This is a genomic window from Variovorax sp. CCNWLW186, assembly GCF_037203865.1.
Taxonomy (GTDB): domain Bacteria; phylum Pseudomonadota; class Gammaproteobacteria; order Burkholderiales; family Burkholderiaceae_C; genus Variovorax.
The window spans coordinates 1-24,875 of sequence record NZ_JBBCBO010000027.1; the positions used below are offsets into that span (position 1 = coordinate 1).

27 protein-coding genes and 1 pseudogene are annotated in these 24,875 nt (G+C 65.7%); 17 read left to right on the forward strand and 11 right to left on the reverse strand.

Features of this window, described 5'->3' with window-relative positions:
• Positions 1-182 (reverse strand): annotated as a pseudogene (locus V9K97_RS23930) (superoxide dismutase [Fe]); the annotation flags it as partial.
• A 50-nt stretch (positions 183-232) separates the two neighbouring features.
• Positions 233-1,543 (reverse strand): exodeoxyribonuclease VII large subunit, encoded by a 1,311-nt coding sequence (gene xseA, locus V9K97_RS23935; protein ID WP_337321143.1) that lies wholly within the window; start codon positions 1,541-1,543, stop codon positions 233-235.
• Positions 1,544-1,856: 313 nt separating this feature from the next.
• On the opposite strand from xseA, the gene V9K97_RS23940 reads away from it, so the two are divergent.
• The 6 genes from V9K97_RS23940 to adk all read left to right on the forward strand — a co-directional run bounded on the left by V9K97_RS23940 (position 1,857) and on the right by adk (position 5,714).
• Positions 1,857-2,489 (forward strand): MotA/TolQ/ExbB proton channel family protein, encoded by a 633-nt coding sequence (locus tag V9K97_RS23940; protein ID WP_126749848.1) that lies wholly within the window; start codon positions 1,857-1,859, stop codon positions 2,487-2,489.
• A gap of 52 nt (positions 2,490-2,541) precedes the next feature.
• Positions 2,542-2,967, forward strand: coding sequence for an ExbD/TolR family protein (locus V9K97_RS23945; RefSeq protein ID WP_258508452.1), 426 nt, complete (start codon positions 2,542-2,544; stop codon positions 2,965-2,967).
• Positions 2,968-3,993, forward strand: a complete 1,026-nt coding sequence (gene lpxK, locus V9K97_RS23950; protein ID WP_337321145.1) for a tetraacyldisaccharide 4'-kinase — start codon at positions 2,968-2,970, stop codon at positions 3,991-3,993.
• Positions 3,974-4,156: a Trm112 family protein gene (locus tag V9K97_RS23955; RefSeq protein WP_013541700.1), complete on the forward strand. Its 183-nt coding sequence runs from the start codon at positions 3,974-3,976 to the stop codon at positions 4,154-4,156. Before lpxK ends, V9K97_RS23955 begins: the two co-directional genes overlap by 20 nt.
• Entirely contained in the window at positions 4,153-4,923 is a 771-nt protein-coding gene (gene kdsB / locus V9K97_RS23960) for a 3-deoxy-manno-octulosonate cytidylyltransferase (protein ID WP_337321147.1), read from the forward strand. Before V9K97_RS23955 ends, kdsB begins: the two co-directional genes overlap by 4 nt.
• A 134-nt stretch (positions 4,924-5,057) precedes the next feature.
• Positions 5,058-5,714, forward strand: coding sequence for an adenylate kinase (gene adk / locus V9K97_RS23965; RefSeq protein WP_126749844.1), 657 nt, complete (start codon positions 5,058-5,060; stop codon positions 5,712-5,714).
• Positions 5,715-5,777: 63 nt separating this feature from the next.
• Here the strand turns inward: adk and V9K97_RS23970 are convergent, their stop codons facing one another.
• The gene (locus tag V9K97_RS23970) at positions 5,778-6,764 is read right to left on the reverse strand and encodes an asparaginase (RefSeq protein WP_337321149.1); all 987 of its coding nucleotides are present in this window, start codon (positions 6,762-6,764) and stop codon (positions 5,778-5,780) included.
• 73 nt (positions 6,765-6,837) lie between these two features.
• Between V9K97_RS23970 and lexA the strand changes: the two genes are divergently transcribed.
• From lexA to V9K97_RS24015, 9 genes are all read left to right on the forward strand, one after another.
• Entirely contained in the window at positions 6,838-7,512 is a 675-nt protein-coding gene (gene lexA / locus V9K97_RS23975) for a transcriptional repressor LexA (RefSeq protein ID WP_093023612.1), read from the forward strand.
• 137 nt (positions 7,513-7,649) lie between these two features.
• The gene (locus V9K97_RS23980) at positions 7,650-8,024 is read left to right on the forward strand and encodes a hypothetical protein (RefSeq protein WP_258506640.1); all 375 of its coding nucleotides are present in this window, start codon (positions 7,650-7,652) and stop codon (positions 8,022-8,024) included.
• A gap of 93 nt (positions 8,025-8,117) precedes the next feature.
• Positions 8,118-9,125, forward strand: a complete 1,008-nt coding sequence (locus tag V9K97_RS23985; RefSeq protein ID WP_126749840.1) for a D-2-hydroxyacid dehydrogenase family protein — start codon at positions 8,118-8,120, stop codon at positions 9,123-9,125.
• A gap of 60 nt (positions 9,126-9,185) precedes the next feature.
• Positions 9,186-10,343 (forward strand): MFS transporter, encoded by a 1,158-nt coding sequence (locus V9K97_RS23990; RefSeq protein ID WP_337321151.1) that lies wholly within the window; start codon positions 9,186-9,188, stop codon positions 10,341-10,343.
• A gap of 130 nt (positions 10,344-10,473) precedes the next feature.
• Positions 10,474-11,994, forward strand: a complete 1,521-nt coding sequence (locus V9K97_RS23995; RefSeq protein WP_337321153.1) for a 3-hydroxyacyl-CoA dehydrogenase — start codon at positions 10,474-10,476, stop codon at positions 11,992-11,994.
• Positions 11,995-12,025: 31 nt separating this feature from the next.
• Positions 12,026-12,805, forward strand: a complete 780-nt coding sequence (locus V9K97_RS24000; protein WP_126749837.1) for an oxepin-CoA hydrolase, alternative type — start codon at positions 12,026-12,028, stop codon at positions 12,803-12,805.
• 59 nt (positions 12,806-12,864) lie between these two features.
• Positions 12,865-13,584 (forward strand): Crp/Fnr family transcriptional regulator, encoded by a 720-nt coding sequence (locus tag V9K97_RS24005; protein WP_126749836.1) that lies wholly within the window; start codon positions 12,865-12,867, stop codon positions 13,582-13,584.
• Between the two features lie 22 nt (positions 13,585-13,606).
• The gene (locus tag V9K97_RS24010) at positions 13,607-14,713 is read left to right on the forward strand and encodes a phosphotransferase (RefSeq protein ID WP_337297624.1); all 1,107 of its coding nucleotides are present in this window, start codon (positions 13,607-13,609) and stop codon (positions 14,711-14,713) included.
• A gap of 29 nt (positions 14,714-14,742) precedes the next feature.
• A complete protein-coding gene (locus V9K97_RS24015; protein ID WP_258506648.1) occupies positions 14,743-16,014 on the forward strand; it encodes an acyl-CoA dehydrogenase family protein in 1,272 nt (423 codons plus the stop codon).
• A 79-nt stretch (positions 16,015-16,093) separates the two neighbouring features.
• On the opposite strand, the gene V9K97_RS24020 is transcribed toward V9K97_RS24015, so the two are convergent.
• From V9K97_RS24020 to V9K97_RS24040, 5 genes are all read right to left on the reverse strand, one after another.
• Positions 16,094-16,573, reverse strand: a complete 480-nt coding sequence (locus V9K97_RS24020; RefSeq protein WP_337321207.1) for a GNAT family N-acetyltransferase — start codon at positions 16,571-16,573, stop codon at positions 16,094-16,096.
• Positions 16,574-16,578: 5 nt separating this feature from the next.
• On the reverse strand, positions 16,579-17,916 hold the full coding sequence (gene glmM, locus V9K97_RS24025) for a phosphoglucosamine mutase (RefSeq protein WP_337321156.1): 1,338 nt from the start codon (positions 17,914-17,916) through the stop codon (positions 16,579-16,581).
• Positions 17,913-18,812 carry a dihydropteroate synthase gene (folP, locus tag V9K97_RS24030; RefSeq protein ID WP_337321158.1) on the reverse strand — a complete coding sequence of 300 codons (900 nt, stop codon included), beginning with the start codon at positions 18,810-18,812 and terminating at the stop codon, positions 17,913-17,915. The genes glmM and folP overlap by 4 nt, the downstream gene beginning before the upstream one ends.
• 63 nt (positions 18,813-18,875) lie before the next feature.
• The gene (ftsH, locus tag V9K97_RS24035) at positions 18,876-20,792 is read right to left on the reverse strand and encodes an ATP-dependent zinc metalloprotease FtsH (protein ID WP_126749832.1); all 1,917 of its coding nucleotides are present in this window, start codon (positions 20,790-20,792) and stop codon (positions 18,876-18,878) included.
• A 191-nt stretch (positions 20,793-20,983) separates the two neighbouring features.
• The gene (locus V9K97_RS24040) at positions 20,984-21,652 is read right to left on the reverse strand and encodes an RlmE family RNA methyltransferase (RefSeq protein ID WP_157614149.1); all 669 of its coding nucleotides are present in this window, start codon (positions 21,650-21,652) and stop codon (positions 20,984-20,986) included.
• A 90-nt stretch (positions 21,653-21,742) separates the two neighbouring features.
• Between V9K97_RS24040 and V9K97_RS24045 the strand changes: the two genes are divergently transcribed.
• Together V9K97_RS24045 and V9K97_RS24050 are read left to right on the forward strand one after the other, a co-directional pair.
• Positions 21,743-22,222, forward strand: coding sequence for a YhbY family RNA-binding protein (locus V9K97_RS24045; protein WP_258506656.1), 480 nt, complete (start codon positions 21,743-21,745; stop codon positions 22,220-22,222).
• A gap of 41 nt (positions 22,223-22,263) precedes the next feature.
• Positions 22,264-22,983 (forward strand): glycosyltransferase, encoded by a 720-nt coding sequence (locus tag V9K97_RS24050; protein ID WP_337321160.1) that lies wholly within the window; start codon positions 22,264-22,266, stop codon positions 22,981-22,983.
• Positions 22,984-23,020: 37 nt separating this feature from the next.
• Here the strand turns inward: V9K97_RS24050 and V9K97_RS24055 are convergent, their stop codons facing one another.
• The 3 genes from V9K97_RS24055 to V9K97_RS24065 all read right to left on the reverse strand — a co-directional run bounded on the left by V9K97_RS24055 (position 23,021) and on the right by V9K97_RS24065 (position 24,867).
• Positions 23,021-23,446, reverse strand: a complete 426-nt coding sequence (locus V9K97_RS24055) for a DUF4149 domain-containing protein (RefSeq protein ID WP_337321162.1) — start codon at positions 23,444-23,446, stop codon at positions 23,021-23,023.
• A 10-nt stretch (positions 23,447-23,456) separates the two neighbouring features.
• Entirely contained in the window at positions 23,457-23,933 is a 477-nt protein-coding gene (greA, locus tag V9K97_RS24060; RefSeq protein WP_126749827.1) for a transcription elongation factor GreA, read from the reverse strand.
• 64 nt (positions 23,934-23,997) lie between these two features.
• The gene (locus V9K97_RS24065; protein WP_337321164.1) at positions 23,998-24,867 is read right to left on the reverse strand and encodes a Kdo hydroxylase family protein; all 870 of its coding nucleotides are present in this window, start codon (positions 24,865-24,867) and stop codon (positions 23,998-24,000) included.
• Between the last annotated feature and the right edge of the window lie 8 nt (positions 24,868-24,875).

Consider the following 24,875-nt stretch of genomic DNA (forward strand, 5'->3'; position numbering starts at 1 on the left):
CTGGACTTCTTGACGATCTCCTCGAGCGTCATCGACTCGAACTCGGTGCCCTTTTGCAGGTTGTTCAGGTTCACCACGTAGGCGTTGTGGTGCTTGCCGTAGTGGTACTCGAGGGTTTCCTTCGAGTACTCGGGTGCCAGCGCGTCAAGCGCATATGGCAGAGGTGGGAGCACATGTTCCATGGTTTTTTCTCGTGGGTTGGTTGCGGGGAATAAAGGATTCTAGAAAGGAATTACGTACCCGGCGTCGGACGTGGTCCCGTCTCGTCGGGCGTGACGGTCAGGTCGACCGACCCATCGGCAAGCCGCGCAACCACGGCGTCGCCCGCCTTCAGTTTCTTTGCGCTGACGATGGCGCGGCCGTCGGGGCTGGTGAGCCAGGCATAGCCGCGCTGCAGCACCAGGGCCGGGTCGAGCAGCCGAAGGCGCAAGGCCACGCGCTCGAGGCGCTCGCGCCGCTGCGCCAGCGCGCGCTCGAGCTTCAACGGGAAATCGGCCGAAATGGAACGTGGCGCATGGGCAAGACGCTCGGTTCTCGATCGCAATGCGTAGTGCAGCCGCTGGGAATGGTGCGCCAACCGAAGCTGCTGGCGGGCCACGAGTGACGAGGGCCGGCCGAGCCGCGCCGCCGCCTGGTCGAGCCGCTGGCCCAGCACGTCGAGTCGCGCACCCACCGCATCGCCGAGCCGCTCTTCCAGCAGGTCGATTGCACCGAGCCACGTCGCCTGCGGAGCACTGACGAGTTCCGCCGCCGCGGTGGGCGTGGGCGCGCGCAGATCGGCGCAAAAGTCGGCAATGGTGAAGTCGGTTTCATGCCCCACACCGCAGACCAGGGGCACGGGGCTCTGGACGATGGTGCGGGCCAGGGTTTCGTCATTGAAAGCCCAGAGATCCTCGATGGAGCCGCCGCCCCGCACCAGCAGGATCACGTCGACGGCCGGCTCCAAGGCGTAGAGCGATTGCAGCGCACGAACGAGCTCGGCCGGCGCGCCGGCTCCCTGCACCGCCGCGGGTGCCAAAACCACCGGAATATGCGGAACGCGGCGCCGCAGCGCCGTGACAACGTCGTGCAAGGCCGCCGCGCCGAGCGAGGTGACCAGGCCCACCGAGCGCGGCATGGTGGGCAGCGCCCGCTTCCGCGCGGCATCGAAAAGCCCTTCGGCTTCGAGCCGCGCCTTGCGCTGCAGGAACTGCTCGAACAGCGCGCCCTGCCCCGCGCGCTGCAGGCTTTCGACCACCAGCTGCAGATCGCCACGCGGTTCGTACACCGCCAGGCGCCCGCGCACCTCAACCTGGTCACCGTCCCGCGGCGAAAAATCGAGCAGGCCGGCCGCGCGCCGGAACATCGCGCAGCGCAGCTGGCCGGACGCGTCCTTGAGCGCGAAGTAACAATGTCCACTTGAGGCGCGCGAAAAACCCGAGATTTCGCCGCGCACCGCGACCGGGTTGAACCGCGCGTCGAGTGCATCGGCAACCGCGCGGCACAACGCCCCGACAGCCCAGATCCGCGGACCCGGTGTGGTATTCGGTTCACGCAAGTTCACAAATCGCACAAGTGGCCGGCAGCCACTCTTCCACAGTGAGCAGCCACCCACCGGCCGTGAGCCCCCGATACGAAACAGGCGCACGGTTTGTCGTGCAAGCCGTTGATTTCATTAAAAAAAGTGCTGCTCAAAATTCAATCGATCTAATGGGAGGCCCGTCCCATGCGGGTCCGGAGCTGTTGCGCATCGGGTTAGTCACAAAGTTATCCACAGAATCTGTGCGTCTTTGCTTACATGCAAACAAGCCGCGTGGCGATGGTGGGCTCGGTGGATAATCGCCGCGCATTTGCAGTCTACGGGCCGGAGGATTTTCTTGTTTTCCATCATAGTTGCCGCGGGCTGGCCGATTTGGCCATTGCTCGCTTGTTCGGTCATCGCGCTCGCGCTGGTTATAGAACGTTTCACAAGCCTGAAGACCGTGAAGGTGCTTCCGCCCAAACTGCTCGACGAGGCCATGACCGTCTCCCACGGCGCGGTTCCGGGCCCGGACGTGGTGACCAAGCTCGAACGCAATTCGATGCTCGGCCAAGTGCTGGCCGCCGGGCTACGGGCGCTCAACGCCAACCCGCGCTGCACCGAAGACGACCTGCGCGCAGCCATGGAAGCCTCGGGCCGTACCGTGGCGCACAAGCTGGAGCGCTACCTGCCCGCCCTGGCAACCATCGCGTCGGCGGCGCCGCTGCTCGGGCTCCTGGGCACGGTGATCGGCATGATCGAGATCTTCGGCTCGCAGTCGCCCGGAAGCGGCGCGGTGGGTTCCGGCAACCCGGCGCAGCTGGCGCACGGTATTTCGATTGCGCTCTACAACACGGCCTTCGGCCTGATCGTGGCCATTCCGACGCTGATCTTCTGGCGCTATTTCCGTAGCCGGGTCGACGAATACCTGTTGAACCTGGAACTCTCCGGCGAGCGCTTTGCGCGCCACCTGAACGCGCTGCGGAAATGATGGCTCCCCTGCCTGTCACTGCCATCGGAGACCTGGCATGAGCCGAGGCCGCATGCATTTCCGCCATGGGGCGCGCGACGAGCCCGAGATCAACCTGATCCCGTTCATCGACGTGCTGCTGGTGGTGCTCATCTTCCTGATGCTGTCGACCACCTACAGCAAGTTCACGGAGATGCAACTGCGCCTGCCGACGGCGGATGTCGATTCGCAGCGCGACTACCCCAAGGAAGTGATCGTCGCGGTGTCCGCGGACGGCCGCTACTCGATCAACAAGACGCCCGTTGCCGACCGCAACGTGGCAACTGTGGCCGCAGCCCTCGGTGCGGCAGCCACGGGCGGCAAGGACAGCGTGGTCATCATCAGCGCCGACGCCAGCAGCCCGCACCAGGCCGTGATCACGGTGATGGAAGCGGCGCGCCGCGCGGGCCTGGTGCAGATCACCTTCGCAGCCCAGTCGACGGCGCAAGCAGGACGCTGAGTGCCGCCCCACGGCCGCAGCAGCAGTACCGGCGCACCGGCCTCCCGGCTGCAGCGCGCCTGGCTGCAGCGCGGTGTGCTGGCCTGCCTGCTGTGGCCTCTGTCGCTTCTTTATGCGACGCTTTTTGCGGTGCGGGGCTGGTTCTACCGGCTCGGGTGGCTGAAGACCGAGCGCGTACCGGTGCCCGTGATCGTGGTCGGCAACGTCATCGCGGGCGGCGCCGGCAAGACGCCGGTCGTGATGGCCGTGGTTCGGCATCTGCAGGCTCGCGGTTTGCAGGTTGGTGTGATCTCGCGCGGCTACGGCCGCCGCACCGGCGACTGCCGTGAGGTGCTGCACGAAAGCGATCCGCAAGACGTCGGCGACGAGCCGGCGCTGATCCGCCATGCCACCGGCGCGCCCGTTTTCGTGGCGCGGCGCCGCGCCGAAGCCGCGCAGGCCCTGCTGGCCCGGCACCCGACGACGCAAGTCATCGTGAGCGACGACGGGCTGCAGCACCTGGCGCTTGGGCGCGACATCGAGATTTGCGTGTTCGACGACCGCGGAATCGGCAATGGCTGGCGGCTGCCCGCCGGCCCCTTGCGCGAGCCTTGGCCGCGCCGGTGCGACCTGGTGCTTCACAGCGGCGAGCGGCCGGCATTCGGCGGCGGCTACACCGCCACTCGCGCACTGGCGCAGGACGCCGTGGCGAGCGACGGCAAACGCGTGCCGCTGAGCACCCTCACCGGCAAGGCGGTGATCGCGCTCGCGGCCATTGCACGGCCCGAGGCGTTTTTCGAAATGCTGCGGGCGCGCGGCCTGACGCTGGCCGAGACGATTGCGCTGCCCGACCACTTCGATTTCGATGGCTGGCAAGCCCCTTCCGGCGCCGGACATCTGCTGCTCTGCACCGAAAAAGACGCGGTCAAGCTGTGGCGCAAAGCTCCCGGCGCGCTTGCCGTGCCGCTGCAGTTTGCACCCGCGCCGGAATTCTTCGCCGCGCTCGACGCAAAGCTATCATCGCTCGATGGATACCAAGCTGCTTGAACTGCTCGTCTGCCCCGTCACCAAGGGCCCGCTGACCTGGAACGCCGAAAAGCAGGAGCTCTGCTCGCGCAGCGCCCGCCTCGCCTATCCGGTGCGCGACGGAATTCCGGTGTTGCTCGAGAACGAGGCGCGCACGCTGTCCGACGAAGAGCTGGGGCTGTGAGCTTTACCGTTCTGGTGCCGGCGCGCCTGGCTTCGACCAGGCTACCCAACAAACCGCTGGCGGACATCGCCGGCCTGCCCATGGTGGTGCGCGTGGCACAGCGCGCGAGCCAATCGACCGCGCTGCGGGTGGTGGTTGCAGCGGACGACCTTTCCATCGTCTCGGCCTGCAAGCAACACGGCGTGGAGGCCATCCTCACGCGCCAAGACCATCCGAGCGGCACCGACCGCCTTGCCGAGGCCTGCGAACAACTCGTGCTCGACGGCGACGACATCGTCGTCAATGTGCAAGGCGACGAGCCGCTGATCGACCCTGCCCTGATCGACGCTGTTGCGTCCGCGCTCGCCCTTCGTCCGGAAGCCGCCATGAGTACCGCGGCCCATGAGATCGATTCGCTCGACGACTTCCTGAACCCGAACGTGGTGAAGGCGGTGCTCGATGCCCAAGGCAACGCGCTGTACTTCAGCCGCGCACCCGTTCCGTGGTGGCGCGACGGCGCCGTCAACCGCGTGCCGACGGCGCTGCCCAGTCCGGCTCCGCTGCGTCACATCGGCATCTACGGGTACCGCGCGGGTTTCGTGCGCCAATTCCCTTCTTTGCCGCCGGCTCCGGTCGAGGCGACCGAAGCGCTGGAGCAACTGCGTGCGCTCTGGCACGGGCATCGCATCGCGGTGCATGTCACGCATGCGGCTCCCGGGCCGGGCATCGACACCCCTGAAGACCTGGCCCGTGTGCGCGCACTGTTCGCAGCCAAGCCGACACCCTGAAGCGTGCGCCGCAGGGTGGCTGTAACGGAAATTCTTCACGCTCACGCATGCTATCCTCGACGCAATTCCGCCTTGCACGGCTCCCGGGCCGGCGCTTGGCGCGACACAAGATCTAAGAACCGTCCGAGGACACCATGAGACTAATTTTGCTGGGCGCGCCCGGGGCGGGCAAAGGCACGCAAGCGGCCTTCATTTGCCAGAAGTACGGCATTCCTCAAATTTCGACCGGCGACATGCTGCGCGCAGCCGTCAAGGCCGGTACACCGCTCGGCCAGCAAGCCAAGGCGGTCATGGAATCGGGTGGCCTGGTGAGCGACGACCTCATCATCAATCTCGTGAAGGAACGCATCGCGCAACCCGATTGCGCCGACGGCTTCCTGTTCGACGGCTTCCCGCGCACCATTCCGCAGGCGGACGCGATGAAGGCAGCGGGCGTCAAGCTCGACTACGTGCTCGAAATCGACGTGCCCTTCAGCGACATCATCGAACGCATGAGCGGCCGCCGCTCGCACCCCGCATCGGGCCGCATCTATCACGTGAAGTTCAATCCGCCGAAGGTCGAGGGCAAGGACGACATCACGGGCGAAGAACTGATCCAGCGCAAGGACGACGAGGAAGAAACCGTGCGCAAGCGGCTCGAGGTGTACAGCCAGCAGACGCGTCCGCTGGTCGACTACTACTCGGCCTGGGCCAAGGCCGATCCGGCCTCGGCGCCTAAATACCGCGCCATCAAGGGCGTCGGCACGGTCGAAGAGATCACCCAGCGCGCACTGGCTGCACTGAGCAACTGAAGTTCGGCGGCAGGCGGGCTGCCTTGGCAGCTTGCGCGCCTGCCGGCTTGTGCCCGCGGCCCCTCAGGCGGCTGTTCCGATCAGTTCCAGCATCAACGCGATCCGTGCCTTGACCGGCGTCAGGGCGCCAGCATCACGCAGCTTGTCATCAGGCCTCGGAAGAATGCGCCCGCTCGCGCAACGTGTGGCGCGCAGCACGGGGACGCCCGCATCCTGCGCGCGAAGCGCGGCAGCCTCCAGCGCATGGTGCACCGTGCCGTTGCCAGTTGCGGCCAGCACCAGCCCGCGCACCGGCTCGGCGACGACGCCCATCGCCCGCTCCTGAAGCAGCAAGTCGACGATGGCGCCGGTCGCACCGGCGTGGCTGGTGAGGATTTCGACCCTCGGCCATTGCATCGCCGCGCCTTCGCCGGCTTCGATAAGCTTCGAGCGCGCCGGCGACTCAGGCCAGTCCCGCACCCGCCGTACCGCCCCCTCCTCCACATAGCCCACCGGACCGGCATCGCCCGAAGCAAACGCATCCTGCCGATAGGTGTGCACCTTCTGCACATCGAAGGCACTGTGGATTGCGCCTGCGCAGACCACCGTCACACCTCGGGCGGCCGGCGTTGCTGCCACCGCGATGGCGTCGCGCACGTTCTGCGGGCCATCGGGCGATAGCGAACTGGCCGGGCGCATGGCGCAGGTCAGCACCACGGGCTTGCCGGGCGCAAGCACGGCCTGAAGAAAGAAGGCGGTTTCCTCGAGCGTGTCGGTACCGTGCGTGATCACCACGCCGGCCACATCGGCCTCGGCCAGCCAGAAAGCGCAACGCCGGGCGAGCTGCAGCCAGACGTCGGGTTCCATGTCCTTGCTGTCGAGTTGCGCCACCTGCTCGGCCGCAAGCGCCAGGCCTTCGGGCGCCTCGATGCCGCCGAGCAGGTCTGCCACGCCCACTTGCCCGGCGGTGTAGCCGATGTTGTCGCCACCGCTGGCGGCACGGCCCGCAATGGTGCCGCCCGTTCCCAGAACCACAATGCGCCGCAGGCTCGGCGAGAGCGAATTAACCATGGCTTGCCAACTTTTAAAAACTGGTTAAAAATACAGGTACTGGATATCTAGCCAGTGCCGCAAGGAACAACATATGCAGTTCGCCGTGAAGCTTACCGCCCGCCAGCAGCAAATCCTGGACTTGATCCAGAGCGCCATCGCACGCACCGGCGCTCCGCCCACGCGGGCAGAAATCGCCAATGAGCTGGGCTTCAAGTCGGCCAACGCGGCCGAAGAGCACCTGCAGGCGCTGGCCCGCAAGGGCGTGATCGAACTCGTCAGCGGCACCTCCCGCGGCATCCGGCTCAAGGGCGATGCGCTGCGTTCGCTCAACGAGTCGCGCAACAACCAGTTCTCGCTTTCGCTGCCCGGCATGGCGCAGCTGGCACTGCCTCTCATCGGCCGTGTGGCGGCGGGTTCGCCCATCCTCGCGCAAGAACACGTCGACCAGACCTACTACGTCGAGAACACGTTGTTCCAGCGCCAGCCCGACTACCTGCTGAAGGTGCGCGGCATGTCCATGCGGGACGCCGGCATCATGGACGGCGACCTGCTGGCGGTGCAAGCCACCAAGGAAGCCCGCAACGGCCAGATCGTGGTGGCCCGTCTCGGCGACGAAGTCACGGTCAAGCGCCTCAAGCGCAACAAGCAGGTCATCGAGCTGCACGCCGAAAACCCCGACTACCCGACCATCGTGGTCCAGCCCGGCGAGCCGTTCGAAATCGAAGGCCTGGCGGTCGGCCTCATTCGCAACACCATGCTGATGTAGGCCCTGCGGCCTGCCGAAAGCAGCACCCATCCGGTCGCAACAGGTGGCGGGCGTATGGCGCTAAGTCGCCATCACCCTGTTGCGCCCGATCAAAGAAATCCTGCCTGTGTTCAACCTCAGACTTTTTTGGAGTTCACATGGGAATCGCCCTCCTCGCCATCGTTGATTTGTGGATGCCGCTGCAATCGCTCGCAAGCCGGCTGCTGCCGGCCCGTCGCCCGCGCCGCCACGACAGCAGCAGTGCTTCCGCAGGCTTGCGCTACGTCGCGGTCCGGCCGTCATGCACGGCCCGGACCCATGGTCCAGCCGCCTCGGCTGATGCGTCCCCCGCACCCGCACGGCCCCTGCGCGTCATTCGCGTGGTGGACGGCCTGCAAGGCGAAAAGCGCAGTACCAACCGCATGGTGATTTCCGGTCGCATGGCCGACGTTTGCGCCGAACTCGACCGCCTGGCGGCACTCGAGGCCATGGAAGCCGTGAGCACCGCGCCCGCCTCCACACGCCTGCATTGAGGCCATGCCCCCCCCCGGTGACCATTGCCCGGGGCGGGTATCCAAACGTTCACACGCGCGTCATGCCAATGCTGCGAGGCACAATGGCACGCCATGAACATTGTGATCCTCGACGATTACCAGGACGCCGTGCGCAAGCTGCGCTGCGCCACCAAGCTGGACGCGTACGCGGCCAAGGTCTACACCAACACGGTCAAGGGCATTGGTCAACTGTCAATCCGCCTGAAGGACGCCGACGTGATCGTGCTGATCCGCGAGCGCACCCATATCTCGCGCCAGCTGATCGAAAAGCTGCCCAAGCTCAAGCTCATTTCGCAGACGGGGCGCGTGGGCAACCATATCGACGTCACAGCGTGTACCGAACGGGGTGTGGCTGTGGCCGAGGGCACCGGCTCTCCCCAGGCGCCCGCCGAACTCACCTGGGCGCTGATCATGGCGGCCATGCGGCGCTTGCCGCAGTACATCAGCAACCTCAAGCACGGCGCGTGGCAGCAATCGGGGCTCAAGTCGGCCTCGATGCCACCCAATTTCGGCCTGGGCTCGGTGCTCAAGGGCAAAACGCTCTGCATCTGGGGCTACGGCCGCATCGGCCAGTTGGTGGCGCGCTACGGGCAGGCCTTCGGCATGCAGGTCGTCATCTGGGGCCGCGAGGCAAGCTGCGCCAAGGCCAGGTCCGACGGCTTCCAGGTGGCGCAGAACCGGCACGAGTTCTTTGCCGCGGCCGATGTGCTGTCGGTGCACCTGCGGCTGAACGAAGAAACCATGGGCCTGGTCACGCTCGAAGACCTTTCGCGCATGAAGCCGACGGCGCTCTTCGTCAACACATCGCGCGCGGAACTGGTCGAACCCGATGCCCTGCTGGCGGCGCTCAACCGCGGCCGTCCGGGGCTGGCGGCGGTCGACGTGTTCGAGAGCGAGCCGCCGCTGCAGGGGCACGCGCTCCTGCGCCTCGAGAATTGCATCTGCACACCGCATATCGGCTACGTAGAGCAAGACAGCTACGAGAGCTATTTCGGGCAGGCTTTCGACAACGTGGTGAGCTTCATCAAGGGCAACCCCACCAACATCGTGAATCCGGGCGCGCTGCAGGTTCGCCGGTGATTTCATGAGCCGCCGGGCCGCCCCAAGGCGAGTACCGCAGCCGAAGGCGAAGGTCCTTCAGTGAACCGGCCTGCGCCCCGGGGCGCGCTCTGGGCGCTGCTGGCCGGCAATTTCGTGATCGGCACGGGCGTGATGGTGGTGCCCGGCACACTCAATGAAATCAGCACGTCGCTGGCGGTTACCGTGGCTACCGCGGGCCAGCTGATCACGGTTGCCGCGGTGGTGATGTGCCTTGGCGCACCGTTGCTGGCGGCCGTGGTCGCGGGCTGGGACCGGCGCCAGCTGCTGGCCCTCACCCTTGTCTGGTATGCCGCCGGGCACATCGTTGCGGCGTTGATGCCGAGCTTTGGCGCCCTGCTGCCGGTGCGCATGCTCACCGTAGTAGCTCCGGCCATCTTCACGCCGCAGGCCGCGGCCTGCGCGGGCATGCTGGTGCCGCCGGAACAGCGCGGGCGGGCCGTGACCTTCGTCTTCCTCGGCTGGTCGATGGCCTCGGTGCTGGGCCTGCCGCTCGGCGCGCTGATTGGCGGCCACCTGGGCTGGCGCATGGCTTTCACGGCGGTCGCAGTGCTCAGCATCGTGAGCGCGGTGTCGATCTGGCTGACGCTTCCGCGCGGCATCCGCCCCGCGGCGCTCACGGCAGCCGCGTGGTCACGCGTGCTACGCAGCCCGGTGCTGATGGGCATCGTTTCGGTCACGGCGCTGCAGGGCGCCGGGCAGTTCGTCCTGTTCAGCTATTTCGGCCCCATCCTCAAGCAGGACTTCGGTGCCGACCCCACCACGCTGAGCCTGATGTGGGCCCTGTTCGGCGTTTTCGGGCTGCTGGGCAACATGCTGGTGAGCCGCTTCATCGACCGGGTGGGTGCGGGCCGCATGGTGCTGCTGACGAGTTCGCTCATCGCACTCAGTCTCTTTCTCTGGCCGTGGGCCGGCACGCTTCCCTGGCTGGCCGCCGTTCTCGTGCCGTGGGGCCTGGGGTGCTTTGCCACCAACTCGGCGCAGCAGGCGCGCCTGGTGGGCCTGGCGCCTGCTCTTGCCCCGGGCTCGGTGGCCCTCAACAGCTCGGGCATCTACATCGGCCAGGCCGTGGGCGCCGGGCTGGGCGGATGGCTGCTCGCCAATGATGCGGTGGCATGGATGAACTGGGTCGGCCTCGCGCTGCTGCTGCTGGCCATCGGCCTGAGCGTGGCCATCGATCGCAGCCGCCGCACAGCCTGACAGCGCAGCCCCGCGTAAAACCCGGGAAGCCGCCGCGCCCGGTGGCTGCAAAATCGAAAGCTGTGCAAGCTCCGCGCCCCCGCCTGCAATCAGGCCCGGATACACCTCAACCAGCGAAAATCTTCTTCCAATGACAGTGAACTACACCCGGATCGGCGTCGTCGGCGCCGGCGCCATGGGCCGAGGCATCGCCCAGATCGCCGCGCAAGCGGGCAGCGAAGTGCTGCTGCTCGACAGTTTTGCAGGCGCCGCGGAGCGCGGGCGCGAAGCCCTCGCCGCGCAATGGAACAAGCTGCACGAAAAGGGCAAGATCGATGCCACGGCGCGCGATGCGCAGATCGCCCGCGTCAAGGCGGTCGATTCCGTGGCAGCCCTGGCCGCATGCGACCTCGTGATCGAAGCGGTGGTCGAAGACATCGAGGTCAAGCGCTCGCTGTTCCGTGAGCTCGAATCGGTTGTTGCACCTACGGCCACGCTCGTGACCAACACCTCGTCGCTTTCGGTCACGGCCATTGCGGCCGGGCTCAAGCACCCGGAGCGCGTGGCGGGCTTTCACTTCTTCAACCCGGTGCCGCTGATGAAGGTGGTCGAGGTGGTGGCGGGCTTCAAGACCTCCGCCGAGGTCTGCAAGCAGCTGGCCGGCTATGCGGTGCAGATGGGCCACAGCGCTGTGCAGGCGCAAGACACCCCCGGTTTCATCGTCAATCACGCCGGCCGCGGCTACGGCACCGAGGCGCTGCGCATCGTGGGCGAAGGCGTGGCCGACTTCGCCACCATCGACCGCATCCTGAAGGACCAGGCCGGTTTCCGCCTCGGCCCGTTCGAGCTGATGGACCTGACGGCGCTCGACGTGTCGCATCCGGTGATGGAGTCGATCTATCGCCAGTACTACGAAGAGCCCCGCTTCCGCCCCAGCGTGATCACGGCCCAGCGCCTTGCGGCGGGCGTGCTCGGCCGCAAGACCAATGAAGGTTTCTACAACTACAACGACGGCGTGATGCAGCAGCCTGCCGAAGCCGCGCCTCCCACCGTGGCAGCGCTGCCTTCGGTGTGGGTTTCGCCGCGTGCCGCGCGCCGCGCCGAGCTGCTGCGGCTGGTGAATACGCTGGGCGCCCAGATCGACAGCGGTGCCACCGCCGCGCCCACTTCGCTCATCCTGGTGGCGCCGCTGGGCTTCGACGTGACCACAGTGGCCGCGGTCGAGCGCCTGGACGCGACGCGCACCGTCGGCATCGACATGCTGATCGACGATGCCGCCACCAAGCGCCGCGTGCTCGCCACCAACCCGGCCACGCGGCGCGACATCCGCGATGCGGCGCACGCCCTTTTTGCGCGCGACGGCAAGGCCGTGAGCGTGATCCGCGACAGCGGCGGCTTCGTCACGCAGCGCGTGATCGGCACCATCGTGAACATCGCCTCCGACATGTGCCAGCAGCGCGTGTGCTCGCCGGCCGATCTTGAAACGGCCGTACAGCTGGGCCTTGGCTATCCGCGTGGCCCGCTGGCCATGGGCAACCTGTACGGCCCGACCAACATGCTCGAGGTGCTGTTCAACCTGCAGACCGTCTACGGCGATCCGCGCTATCGCCCGAGCCCCTGGCTGCGCCGCCGCGGTGCGCTTGGCCTGAGCCTGCTGCACGAAGAAGAATAAACGGACGCCAAGTCAAGAAAGCACGACACCGATGACCGCCGAACTCAAGAGCACCAGCGAAGGACGCACCATGGTGCTGACCATCGCCAACCCGACCCAGCGCAACGCGCTGGGCCCAGAGATCTACGCCGCAGGCATCGAGGCACTCAACGGCGCCGAAAGCAGCGACGAGATCCGCAGCGTCGTCATCGTGGGCGAAGGCGCGTGGTTCTGCGCGGGCGGCTCGCTGCAGCGGCTGTCCGACAACCGCCAGCGCGACCCTTCGGTGCAAGCTGAAAGCATCGAGGGCCTGCACAACTGGATCGACTCCATCCGCACCTTTCCAAAGCCGATCATTGCGGCGGTCGAAGGTGCGGCGGCCGGCGCGGGCTTTTCGCTGGCGCTGGCCTGCGACTTCGTGGTGGCTGCACGTGATGCGATTTTTGCGGCGTCGTACAGCAACGTGGCACTGTCGCCCGACGGCGGCCTGAGCTGGCACCTGGGCCAGGCATTGCCGCGCCAGCTGGCCAGCGAATGGCTGATGGCCGGCGAGCGCATCGGCGCGCCGCGGCTGCATGCGCTGGGGCTGGTCAACGAACTGAGCGAAAACGGCCAGGCGCTCGCAAGCGCGCTGGCGCTTGCGGCCAAGCTCAATGCCCGCGCACCGAACTCGCTGGCCAGCATCAAGGAGCTGCTCAGCGAGGCGCGCGGCGCCACCTTTGCGTCGCAGCTCTCGCAGGAGCGCGACCACTTCGTTCGCAACCTTCACCATCCGAATGCCGGCATCGGCATTGCCGCTTTTCTCGAGAAGAAGCCGCCGCAGTACGAATAGCGGCACGACGTCACTCCCGTGACACCCTTCAGCCTTTCAGTCGCCGACAGGACAGACCAATGGACGACCCCATTCTTACCATCGAAGAACGTGAAGCGATCAATAGTGGTCGCTGGTTTTCTTCTCTCTCTCCATCGCTACGGCACGACATTCTTCGATGTGCTTTTGTCAAACGCTACAAGGACGGCGACCTGATCGCCGCCCGCGGCGATCCGCCCGATCACTGGATTGCCTGCGCCAAGGGCGCGGTGCGCGTGAGCTCGACGGCCGTGTCGGGCAAGCAGGTGACGCTGACCTACGTGGAGCCAGGCATCTGGTTCGGCGACGTGGCGATGTTCGACGGGGACCGGCGCACGCACGATGCCTATGCGCATGGCGACACCACGGTGCTCTGCGTAGCGCGGGCCGATTTCCAGAAGATCCTGGCCACGCACGTGGAGCTGTACGAAGCGCTGATGCGGCTGCAGGCGCGCCGCATCCGCACGCTGTTCGGGCTGGTGGAAGACCTCAACACCCTGCCTTTGCGCGCACGGCTGGCCAAGCAGCTTATTCACCTGGTGCGCAGCTACGGCGTGCCCAACCTGGAAGACGGCAGCCAGACGCGCATCGGCCTGCAGCTGGCGCAGGAAGAACTCGCGCAGCTGCTCGGCGCCTCGCGCCAGCGGGTCAACCAGGAGCTCAAGACCATGGAGCGCGAGGGCACCATCCGGATCGAGCCGGGCGGGCTGGTCGTGCTGGATCGCGCGGCCCTGATGCGTGTCTCCGAAGCTGAGACCTGAGAAAACCAAAAAAGACTGAGACATGAGCCAGGACTTCTCGAACTTCATCGGCACCCGCGCCGTTTCGCAGCAGCATGCATTCGACATCGAAGCGCTTGCAGCCTGGCTCACGAAGAACCTCGACGGCTTCAAGGGCCCGCTCACCGTCGAAATGTTCAAGGGCGGGCAATCGAACCCCACCTACAAGCTGGTGACGCCCACGCAGAGCTACGTGATGCGCGCCAAGCCCGGCCCCGTTGCCAAGCTGTTGCCCTCGGCCCATGCGGTCGAGCGCGAGTTCAAGGTCATGAGTGGTCTTGCCGGCACCGATGTGCCCGTGCCGCGCATGCACTGCCTGTGCGAGGACGAATCCATCATCGGCCGTGCCTTCTACGTGATGGAGTTCATGCAGGGCCGCGTGCTCTGGGACCAGTCGCTGCCCGGCTTCACCAACACCGAGCGCGCGGCCTACTACGACGAGATGAACCGCGTCATCGCGGCGCTGCACACCGTGAAGTTTGCCGAGCGCGGCCTCGCCGACTACGGCAAACCGGGCAACTATTTCGAGCGCCAGATCGGCCGCTGGAGCAAGCAATACAAGGCCTCGACCGATGGCGCCGGCGAACTGTCGCAGCCGATCGACGCCATGGAACGCCTGATCGACTGGCTACCCGCCCACATGCCGGCCAGCGCACGCGACGAGAGCAAGGTCTCGATCGTGCATGGCGACTACCGTCTCGACAACGTGATGTTCCACGCCACGGAGCCGCGAATCATCGCGGTGCTCGACTGGGAGCTCTCCACGCTGGGCCACCCGCTGGCGGACTTCAGCTACCACTGCATGTCCTGGCACATGCCTCCCACCACCGGCCGCGGCATCGGCGGCGTGGATGTCAAGGCGCTGGGCATTCCCACCGAAAGCGAATACATCCGCCGCTACTGCGAGCGCACGCGCATCAGCACGCCTGAGGCGCTGGCGCCCGACTGGAACTTCTACCAGGCCTACAACCTGTTCCGCATGGCCGCGATCCTGCAAGGCATTGCCAAGCGGGTCGAGGCCGGTACCGCGTCGAGCGAGCAAGCCGTGGCCTCCGCCCGCGGCGCGCGACCGATGGCCGAGATGGCCTGGCAGTTTGCCCAAAAGGCGTAACCAGCCCCAAAACCCCACCAGGAGACAGCATGGATTTCGAATATTCGGCCAAGACCAAGGAATTGCAGAAACGCGTCACCGCGTTCATGGACGAGCACATCTACCCGGCCGAAGCCGAGTACGCCGCCGAGCTGGCCGCCAACACGGCCGCGGGCAAGCGCTGGACCGCGCTCAAGACCGTCGAGAAGATCAAGGCCAAGGCCAAGGCCCAGGGACTGTGGAACCTGTTCCTGCCGGTCGACAGCGCCTCCGCCTCGGGCTATGAAGGCGCGGGCCTCACCAACCAGGAATACGCACCCCTGGCCGAGATCATGGGCCGCGTGCAATGGGCGTCCGAGGCTTTCAACTGCTCGGCGCCGGACACCGGCAACATGGAAACCATTGCCCGCTACGGCTCGGAGGCCATCAAGGCACGCTGGCTCAAGCCGCTGCTCGAAGGCGAGATCCGCTCGGCCTTCGCCATGACCGAACCTGACGTGGCCTCCAGCGATGCCACCAACATCTCGACCCGCATCGAGCGCCAGGGCGACGAGTACGTGATCAACGGCCACAAGTGGTGGATTTCAGGCGCCGCCGACCCACGCTGCGCCGTCTTCATCACCATGGGCAAGAGCGACCCCGATGCGCCACGGCATTCACAGCAGAGCATGGTGATCGTGCCGGCCGATGCCAAGGGCATTCGCATCGTGCGCCCCCTCAACGTCATGGGCTACGACGATGCGCCGCACGGCCACGTCGAGATGTACTTCGAGAACGTGCGCGTGCCGGTCGACAACATCCTGCTGGGCGAAGGCCGCGGCTTTGAAATTGCCCAAGGCCGCCTTGGCCCCGGACGCATTCATCACTGCATGCGCCTGATCGGCCTGGCAGAGCGTGCGCTCGAGCTGATGTGCAAGCGCGCTTCTTCGCGCGTGGCGTTCGGCAAGACGGTCGCTTCGCAGACCGTGACACAAGAGCGCATTGCCGAGGCACGCTGCAAGATCGACATGGCGCGCCTGCTCACGCTCAAGGCCGCCTGGCTGATGGACGTGGCCGGCAACAAGGTTGCGAAGAACGAGATCGCGATGATCAAGGTGGTGGCGCCGAGCATGGCCTGCCAGGTGATCGACTGGGCCATGCAGGTGCATGGCGGCGGCGGCATGTGCGATGATTTTCCGCTGGCCTACGCCTACGCCGGCGCGCGCACGCTGCGCTTTGCGGACGGCCCGGACGAAGTGCACCGCAATGCAATTGCAAAGTGGGAGCTGGGCAAGTACGCGCCCGGCAAGACCGAAGCCGAGGCACCCGTCACGCGCTTCTGATCTGCATTTACCCCTCTCCCTCCGGGAGAGGGTTGGGGTGAGGGCCGACGGCGACCAGTTCGCCTCGGCCTTTTCTTTTTCAGAGCTTCTTCTGCAAAAACACCGCGTGCCCGAACGCCGGATCGAGCTGATAGCCGCTGAATCCTTCACGCTCGTAGCTCCGCAGCGCCGATGCATTGCCAGACAGCACTTCCAGCGTGAGCTTGCAGGCACCGCGCGCACGGGCCTCCTGCTCCACCCGTTCGAACATGCGTTGCGCAACCCGCCGGCCGCGATGGCTGGGCAGCACGACGACGTCGTGCACATTGACCAGCGGCTTGCACGCAAAGGTCGAAAAACCTTCGATGCAGTTGATGAGCCCCACGGGCTGCGTAGCGTCGTAAGCCAGCACGCTGAAGGCCTGCGGCCGCGCTGCCAACGCAGCGGGCAAGCCGGCGCGCACCTTGGCCTCGAGCGGCGTGCCGCCGCCGGCAGGGTCCTGCGCATAAGCATCGAGCAAATCGACCAGCGCGGCCGAATGCGCGGGATTGCCGTAGTCCACCAGCACGACTTCGATCATCGCCGTCACTGTGCGGGCTCGAGCGTCGCGGCAAGGCGTTTGGCGCAAGACTCCGCCTGCTTCGCGTCACGTGCCTCGACCATCACGCGCACCAGCGGCTCGGTGCCGCTCGCACGGATCAGCACGCGCCCGCCGTCGCCAAGTTCGGCCTCGATACGCTGCGTTTCGCTGGCCAGCGCCTTGTTGCTCTTCCAGTCCTGCCCCGGCGTGAGGCGAACGTTGATGAGGGTCTGCGGAAACAGCGTGATGTCCGCCAGCAGTTGCGCCACCGTCTTGCCGCTGCGCACGCAGGCTTGCAGCACCTGAAGCGCGCTCACAATGCCGTCGCCGGTGGTGTGGCGGTCGAGCACCAGCAAGTGGCCGGAGCCTTCGCCGCCGAGCAGCCAGCCGCGCTCGTCGAGCTCTTCGAGCACGTACCGGTCGCCCACCTTGGCGCGCACGAATTCGATGCCCTGGTTGCGCAGCGCGACCTCGACGGCCTTGTTGGTCATGAAGGTGCCGACCACGCCGACGGGCTTTTCTCCGCGCGCAATGCGCTCGGCCACCATGAGGTAGAGCAGTTCGTCGCCGTTGAAAAGGCGTCCGCTCGCGTCGACAAGTTGCAGCCGGTCGGCGTCGCCGTCGAGCGCAATGCCGTAGTCGGCCTTTTGTGACGTCACAGCCTCCACCAAGGCGGCCGGGTGGGTCGCGCCGAAGCCCTTGTTGATGTTGAGCCCGTCCGGCGCGCAGCCGATGCTGGTGACCTCGGCCCCCAGCTCATGGAACACATTCGGCGCCACCTGGTAGGCTGCGCCATGCGCCGCATCGATCACGAGCTTCATGTCGCGCAGCGTCAGGTCGTTGGCGAAGGTGCTCTTGCAGAACTCAATGTAGCGGCCGGGCGCGTCGTTGAGGCGGCGCGCCTTGCCGAGTTCTGCCGAGGTTGCCCACACGGGCGCCTCTTCGAGCGCGGCCTCCACCGCGAGCTCCCATTCGTCGTCGAGCTTGCTGCCGTGGGCGTTGAAAAACTTGATGCCGTTGTCGGGGTAGGCGTTGTGGCTCGCGCTGATCACCACGCCCAGGCTCGCGCGCTGCGCGCGCGTGAGGTAGGCCACGCCCGGCGTGGGCAGCGGGCCCAGCAACACCACGTCGACACCGGCAGAGTTGAAGCCCGATTCCAGCGCCGATTCGAGCATGTAGCCCGAAATGCGGGTGTCCTTGCCAATCAGCACTGTCGGGCGCGACTGGCTCTTCTTGAGCACGCGGCCCACTGCATGCGCAAGGCGCAAGACGAAATCAGGAGTGATAGGCGACTGGCCGACCGTGCCGCGGATGCCGTCGGTGCCAAAGTATTTACGGGTCATGAGGTTTGTTCTTGTTGTCGATTGTTTGAAGCTGGTGCACCCGCCTGCGGCTCTTCGGCCTTCATGGCCCGCCACACGGCGAGTGCGGCCACGGTGTCGCGCACGTCATGCACCCGCACGATGGCCGCGCCGCGGTCCACCGCGAGCATTGCCGCCGTCACGCTGGGCACCAGGCGCTCGGCCGCGGCCGGAATGCCGCTGACGGTGCCGATCGAAGATTTGCGCGACCAGCCCAGCAGCAGCGGATAACCGGCCTCGAGCAATTCACGCTGGCGTGCCAGCAGGGCAAAATTTTGCGCCACCGTCTTGCCGAAACCAATACCGGGGTCCAAGGTGATTCGCGACGGATCGACGTTCAGCAAACGAAGTTGCGCCACTTGCTCGGCCCAGAACGCCAGCACCTGGGAGAGCACGTCGCCCTGCATGGGCGCGGTCTGCATGGTCTGCGGATCCCGGTGCATGTGCATCAGGCAAACGCCGCACGAAGGATGCGCCGCCACGGCTTCGCGTGCACCGGGCCGGCGCAGCGCCCAGACGTCGTTGACGATGTCGGTGCCCAGGTCGAGCACCGCGCGCATGACTTCAGGCTTGTAGGTGTCCACGGACACCGGCACGCCCAGCCTGACCGCCTCGCGCACCACCGGCAGCACGCGCGCCAGTTCGGCATCGAGCGGCACGGCCGGGCTGCCGGGCCGGGTCGACTCGCCACCAATGTCGAGGATGTCGGCGCCCTCTTTCAGCAACTGTTCGCAATGCTGCAGCGCGGCAGAGGTGGAGGCATGCGCCCCGCCGTCGGAAAACGAATCGGGGGTGACGTTGACGATGCCCATCACGCGCGGCTGCGCGAGATCGATGGCGAATCGTGCGGTCTGCCAGGTCGACGAAGCTGCCGTCATGGGGCACCTTCGCTATGAAAAACGGGGCCAAGGGCCCCGTTGTTGTGTGAAGCCGGATGCACTTCAGGCAGCTGTCGGTGCCGGATCCGGATTGACAGCCGGCGTACCGCCGCTGCCGCCGCTGCCCGAGGGCGGAATGCGCGGCGTCCAGTCCTTGGGCGGACGCGGTGCTCGGCCGGCCATGATGTCGTCGAGCTGTTCGCTGTCGATGGTTTCCCACTCGAGCAGGGCCTTGGCCATGGCGTGCATCTTGTCGCTGTTTTCCTCGATGAGGCGGCGCGCCAGGGCGTACTGCTCGTCGATGATGCGGCGGACTTCGGCATCGACCTTTTCCATGGTCTGCTCGCTCATGTTCGTGGTCTTGGTGACCGAGCGGCCCAGGAACACTTCGCCTTCGTTCTCGGCATAGACCATCGGGCCGAGCGCATCGGTCATTCCGTAGCGCGTGACCATGTCGCGGGCAATGGAGGTCGCGCGCTCGAAGTCGTTGCTGGCGCCGGTGGTCATCTGGTGCATGAACACTTCTTCGGCGATTCGGCCGCCGAACAGCATGCTGATCTGGTTCAGCATGTATTCGCGGTCATAGCTGTAGCGGTCTTGCGCCGGCAGGCTCATGGTCACGCCAAGGGCGCGGCCACGCGGAATGATGGTGACCTTGTGGACAGGGTCGCACTTGGGCAGCAGCTTGCCGATGAGGGCGTGGCCGGACTCGTGGTACGCCGTGTTGCGGCGCTCTTCCTCGGGCATGACCATGCTCTTGCGCTCGGGGCCCATGAAGATCTTGTCCTTGGCCTTCTCGAAGTCCTGCATTTCGACGACGCGCGCATTGCGGCGCGCAGCCATCAGGGCAGCTTCGTTGCACAGGTTGGCCAGGTCGGCGCCGGACATGCCGGGCGTACCGCGCGCGATCACGCTCGGGTTCACGTCCTGGCCGAGCGGCACCTTGCGCATGTGCACGCCGAGGATCTGCTCGCGGCCGCGGATGTCGGGCAGCGTCACGTACACCTGACGGTCGAAACGGCCGGGGCGCAGCAGCGCGGCGTCAAGAATGTCGGGGCGGTTGGTTGCAGCCACCACGATCACGCCGAGATTGGTTTCGAAACCGTCCATCTCGACCAGCATCTGGTTCAGGGTTTGTTCGCGCTCGTCGTTACCGCCACCCAGGCCGGCGCCGCGCTGGCGGCCCACCGCATCGATTTCGTCGATGAAGATGATGCAAGGAGCGTTCTTCTTGGCGTTCTCGAACATGTCGCGCACACGGGCCGCGCCCACGCCGACGAACATTTCAACGAAGTCGGAGCCCGAGATCGAGAAGAACGGCACCTTGGCTTCGCCGGCGATCGACTTGGCGAGCAAGGTCTTGCCGGTACCCGGAGGGCCGACCAGCAGCAGGCCGCGCGGAATGCGGCCGCCGAGCTTCTGGAAGCGCTGCGGGTCTTTCAGGAAGTCGACCACTTCACGGACTTCTTCCTTGGCCTCGTCGCAGCCTGCGACGTCGGCAAAAGTGACCGTGTTGTTGTTCTCGTCCATCATGCGGGCCTTGCTCTTGCCGAAGCTGAACGCCCCGCCCTTGCCGCCACCCTGCATCTGGCGCATGAAATAGATCCAGACGCCGATCAGGAGCAGCATCGGGCCCCAACTCACCAGGAGCGTCATGAGGAGCGAGCCCTCTTCGCGCGGCTTGACGTCGAACTTGACGTTGTGGTCGATCAGGTCGCCCACCAGGCCGCGGTCGAGCACCGTGGCCGTCGTGCGGATCTTGCGATCGTCGTTGGTGACGGCGATGATTTCTCCGCCGCCCGCGCCTTCAGGAATGACGGCGCTCTTGATCTGGTTGTTTCGGACCTGATCCAGGAATTCCGAATAACTCACCGTCCCCGAGCCGACGCCGCCGCGGGTGTCGAACTGCTTGAATACAGTGAACAACACCATGGCAATGACGAGCCATACGGCAACTTTGGAAAACCACTGATTGTTCAAACGAAGCTCCAGTCGAAAGCGCGTGACAAGATTGTGAAAAGAACGCGCTGTGGGTACGCAATTGCGCCCCATTTTAGGCTTTTCAAGCTACGAAAAGCCGGCATTTCCCTAATGCAGCCATAGCCTCCGAAGGGTTTGCCCCCCATTGACACCCCTTGGCGGCCCGTTCAAGGGGTTGCAGCGTCAAGGTATCAAAGCGTTTCCTGAGCCTTCAGACCCATGCCGACCAAAAAGGTTTCGGACGATTTGTCGCGCGAGGCCTTGGGTTTGAAGGGCTTCACGGTGCGAAAATTCGCCTTGAACAGCTTTACCAGCTCGTCGTAGCCGCTGCCATGGAAGAGCTTGGCCACCAGCGCCCCTTCGGGCTTCAGGTGGTGCTGGGCGAAGTCGATTGCAAGCTCGATCAGGTGCGCAACCCGGGCGGCGTCGGCCGAGTGAATGCCCGAGAGGTTGGGCGCCATGTCCGAAACCACCAGGTCGGCCTTGCGGCCCGCCAGCACACCCAGCACCTGCTCCAGCAGCTCCGCCTCGCGGAAATCGCCTTGCAGGAAGGTCACGCCCTCGATGGGCTCCATCGGCAGGATGTCCAGTGCAATGATCGTGCCGTTCAATTCCCCGGCTGCGGCGCCGTCCGGCGACATGCGCCGCCGCAGGTACTGGCTCCAGGCGCCGGGCGTGGAACCCAGGTCGACCACCAGTTGGCCCGGTTTGACCAACCCCAGCGACTCGTCGATTTCCTTGAGCTTGTAGGCGGCGCGTGCGCGGTACCCCTCCCGCGTGGCCAGCTTCACGTACGGATCGTTGATGTGGTCGTGCAGCCACGCCTTGTTGACTTTTTTGCTTTTTGCCTTGGTGCTCATGGGTGGCCTCTCGTGCTTCGCGCTGCGGTATTCGCCTTGGAAGCGGCCCGGCGTTTCGAGAGGTTGCTTTCTACCCTCGATAATACGGGGATGCCCGCCATTCAACTTACCCCTGCCGAGCGCAAGGTGCACCGCGCCGAAGCTCACCACCTGGATCCGATCGTCATGGTCGGTGGAGACGGGCTGACCCCTGCCGTTAAAAAAGAGGCCGATGCGGCGCTCAAGGCCCACGGCCTGATCAAGATCCGCGTCTTTTCCGACGACCGCCTGGCGCGCGACGCCATGCTGCAGGAACTCGCCGATGAACTCGACGCGGCGCCCATCCAGCACATCGGCAAGCTGCTGGTGTTGTGGCGCCCCAAGCCCGAGAAGGAGCGCGTGGTCGACGAAGACCGCATGCCCGGCCCGCGCGACATCAAGGTGCTGAAGTACAGCAAGCGCGGCGGCCAGCGCCCCGAAATCAAGACCCTGCGCGTGCTCGGCAACCAGCGGCTCACCCCCGGCGGCACCATCAAGCGCGCCAAGGCGAAGCGGCCGCTTTCGGCCAAGAAGCGTAACCAGGCAGACTGAACTTGGTGCCAGCGCAAGGCGCCCAGCGCCATATCCTCTGCATGAAGTGGGGCACGAAATACGGCCCCGAATACGTCAACCGCCTCTACGCCATGGTGCGCCGCAACCTGAGCGGCGACTTCAAGTTCGTGTGCCTGACGGAAGACGGCACCGGCATTCGCCCCGAAGTGACGTGCCTGCCGATTCCTCCACTCAACCTGCAGCTGGCGCCGGGCCAGCGCGACGGCGCATGGAAGAAGCTCACCACCTTCGAAAAAGACCTGCACGGCCTGCGCGGCACCGCCCTCTTCCTGGACGTGGACGTGGTGATCGTCGGCAGCCTCGATGCATTCTTCGAGCACCCCGGCGAGTTCCTGATCATTCATGACTACGCACGCCCCTGGCGGCGCCAGCGGATCACCGGAAACTCATCGGTCTACCGCTTTGAGCTGGGTGCCCATGCCGACGTGCTGGCGTACTTTCGCGACAACATGGACAAGGTGCAGGCCGAGTACCGCAACGAGCAGACCTACCTGTCCGCCATGATGCACAAGCAGGGCAAGCTGGGCTATTGGCCCGCGGCCTGGTGCCCGAGCTTCAAGTACCACGGCATACCCACGTGGCCGACCAACTACTGGGAAGAGCCCTTCGTGCCCGAAGGCGCGCGCATCATGGTGTTCCACGGCGAATGCAATCCGCCGGATGCGCTGGCGGGTCGCCGCAACCGGGCTTTCCGCTACATCCGGCGGGCGAACTGGATCGCGAAGTTCTGGAAGGAATGAGCTGAACGGACAGGGGCGGCAGCGCCGCCGCTGGTCCTCAGCTTGCCGCGGGCGCCTTGGCAGCGCCCATGCGCCACAGCAGTGCACCCGCGCACAGCCACTGAACCAGGTACATGCCGCTTCCCACGGCGTGCCAGAGCTTCAGGTTGTCGCGCGCAAGAATCCGGGGTGCTACGGCATACTGCTGGAGCAGTGCCAGCAGCAAGGCACCCAGTATAAGGAAGATGGCGGCCATCGACGCGTTGTCGATGCGGTCGTCCATCTTGGTTCTGAAATGAACCAGCAGCAGCAGGCCGCAGCCGATGGCGATCCAGCTCTGCGCCTCGAACAATTGCCCTGCGAAATTGCCCGCCACGGCGGGGTTGCCGAGCCGTGCGAAAAGCATCGGCACGACCAGAAAGCCGATCGTCGTGAGGCTGCCCCACCAGAAGGCGGCGAGCAACAGCGCAAGGCGGTCTTTCATCGGGCGTGAATCAGATGTAGCGAACCGCCACGATCTCGTAGCGCTTGAGGCCGCCCGGGGCCTGCACCTCGGCGACGTCGCCCTCTTCCTTGCCGATGAGCGCACGCGCGATCGGGCTGGAGATATTGATGAGTCCGAGCTTCAGGTCGGCTTCGTCCTCGCCGACGATCTGGTACTTGACCGCTTCGCCGGTTTCTTCTTCCTCGAGTTCCACCGTGGAGCCGAACACCACCTTGCCGCCGGCGTCGAGTTCGGCCGGATCGATGATCTGCGCGGCCGACAGCTTGCCTTCGACTTCCTGGATGCGGCCTTCGATGAAGCCCTGGCGGTCCTTGGCGACCTCGTACTCGGCGTTTTCGCTCAGGTCGCCCTGCGCGCGGGCTTCGGAAATCGCGTTGATGACCCAGGGGCGGTCCACGGTCTTGAGCTGATGCAGCTCGGCGCGCAGCTTTTCGGCACCGCGCTTGGTAATTGGGATGGTGGCCATGTTTGGTTCTCCATAAAGCGAAACCGCCGAACGCTGCCGTTCGGCGGTCGATTGGGGGAAAGGATCAGACGAGTGTGCGTCCGGTCAGCCGGCTCAGGATGGCGAGCGGGCTCGAATCCGGATTGTATTGCTTCGACGCAGCCAGATGAAGGGTCTGCTCAAGCATGTACTGGCCCGCCATGACGGCGTGCGAGGTCTGGTCCGAGAAGCAAACCCACACCGAACCCGGCGGAAACTCGGCCTTCTCCTGCGGCGAATTTTCCTGGTAGGCCATGTCCGATTTCATGCCGTCGTGCAGCTGCAGCATCAGGTGGTCGTACTCGCTGCGGAACGACTTGGTCACATGCAGCGACTGCAGCAACTTCGCTTGCCAGCGCACATAGGGCTTGGCGCGCGGCAAAAAGCGCCTGGCGATGTCCTCGAAAGGTTCGCCCACGCGCCACACGCGCGGCGCGCCTTCAGGGTTCACGTTGGTGAACACCCGAAGGATGCGCTCGCCATAGTTGGGCCGCGAGGGAAATGCATCGACATGCAGGCGGCGGTCGTCGGCGCGCCACGATTGCACGCGCGTCTCGACCTGTGCCGGCCGGTAGCTGGTCGGCGCCAGCCGCAGGGCTGGCGTGTAGTGCGGCAGCAGGCCGTGGATGAGTTGCTGCGCCTGCGCGCGAAACCGCCTCACCATTGCCGTTGCCTTGCGCTGCACGTCCTCGTCGCCGACAGCGCCCTTGAGCTTGCCGTTGGCGTCGAGGCTGATGTTGCGCACATCCGGCGACAGCAGGCTCGGCGTGAGCAGGCTGCGCTCTTCGGGCAGCAGCTCGAAGCCCAGGCGCGGAAAGTACAGCACCTTGCCCGCTTCCAGTTCGGCGATCCACGCTTCGTTGGGCGTGGCCGCGTTCCAGTCCGCGAGGTCGAGTTCGACGAGCTGCGTTTCCATGGCCACGC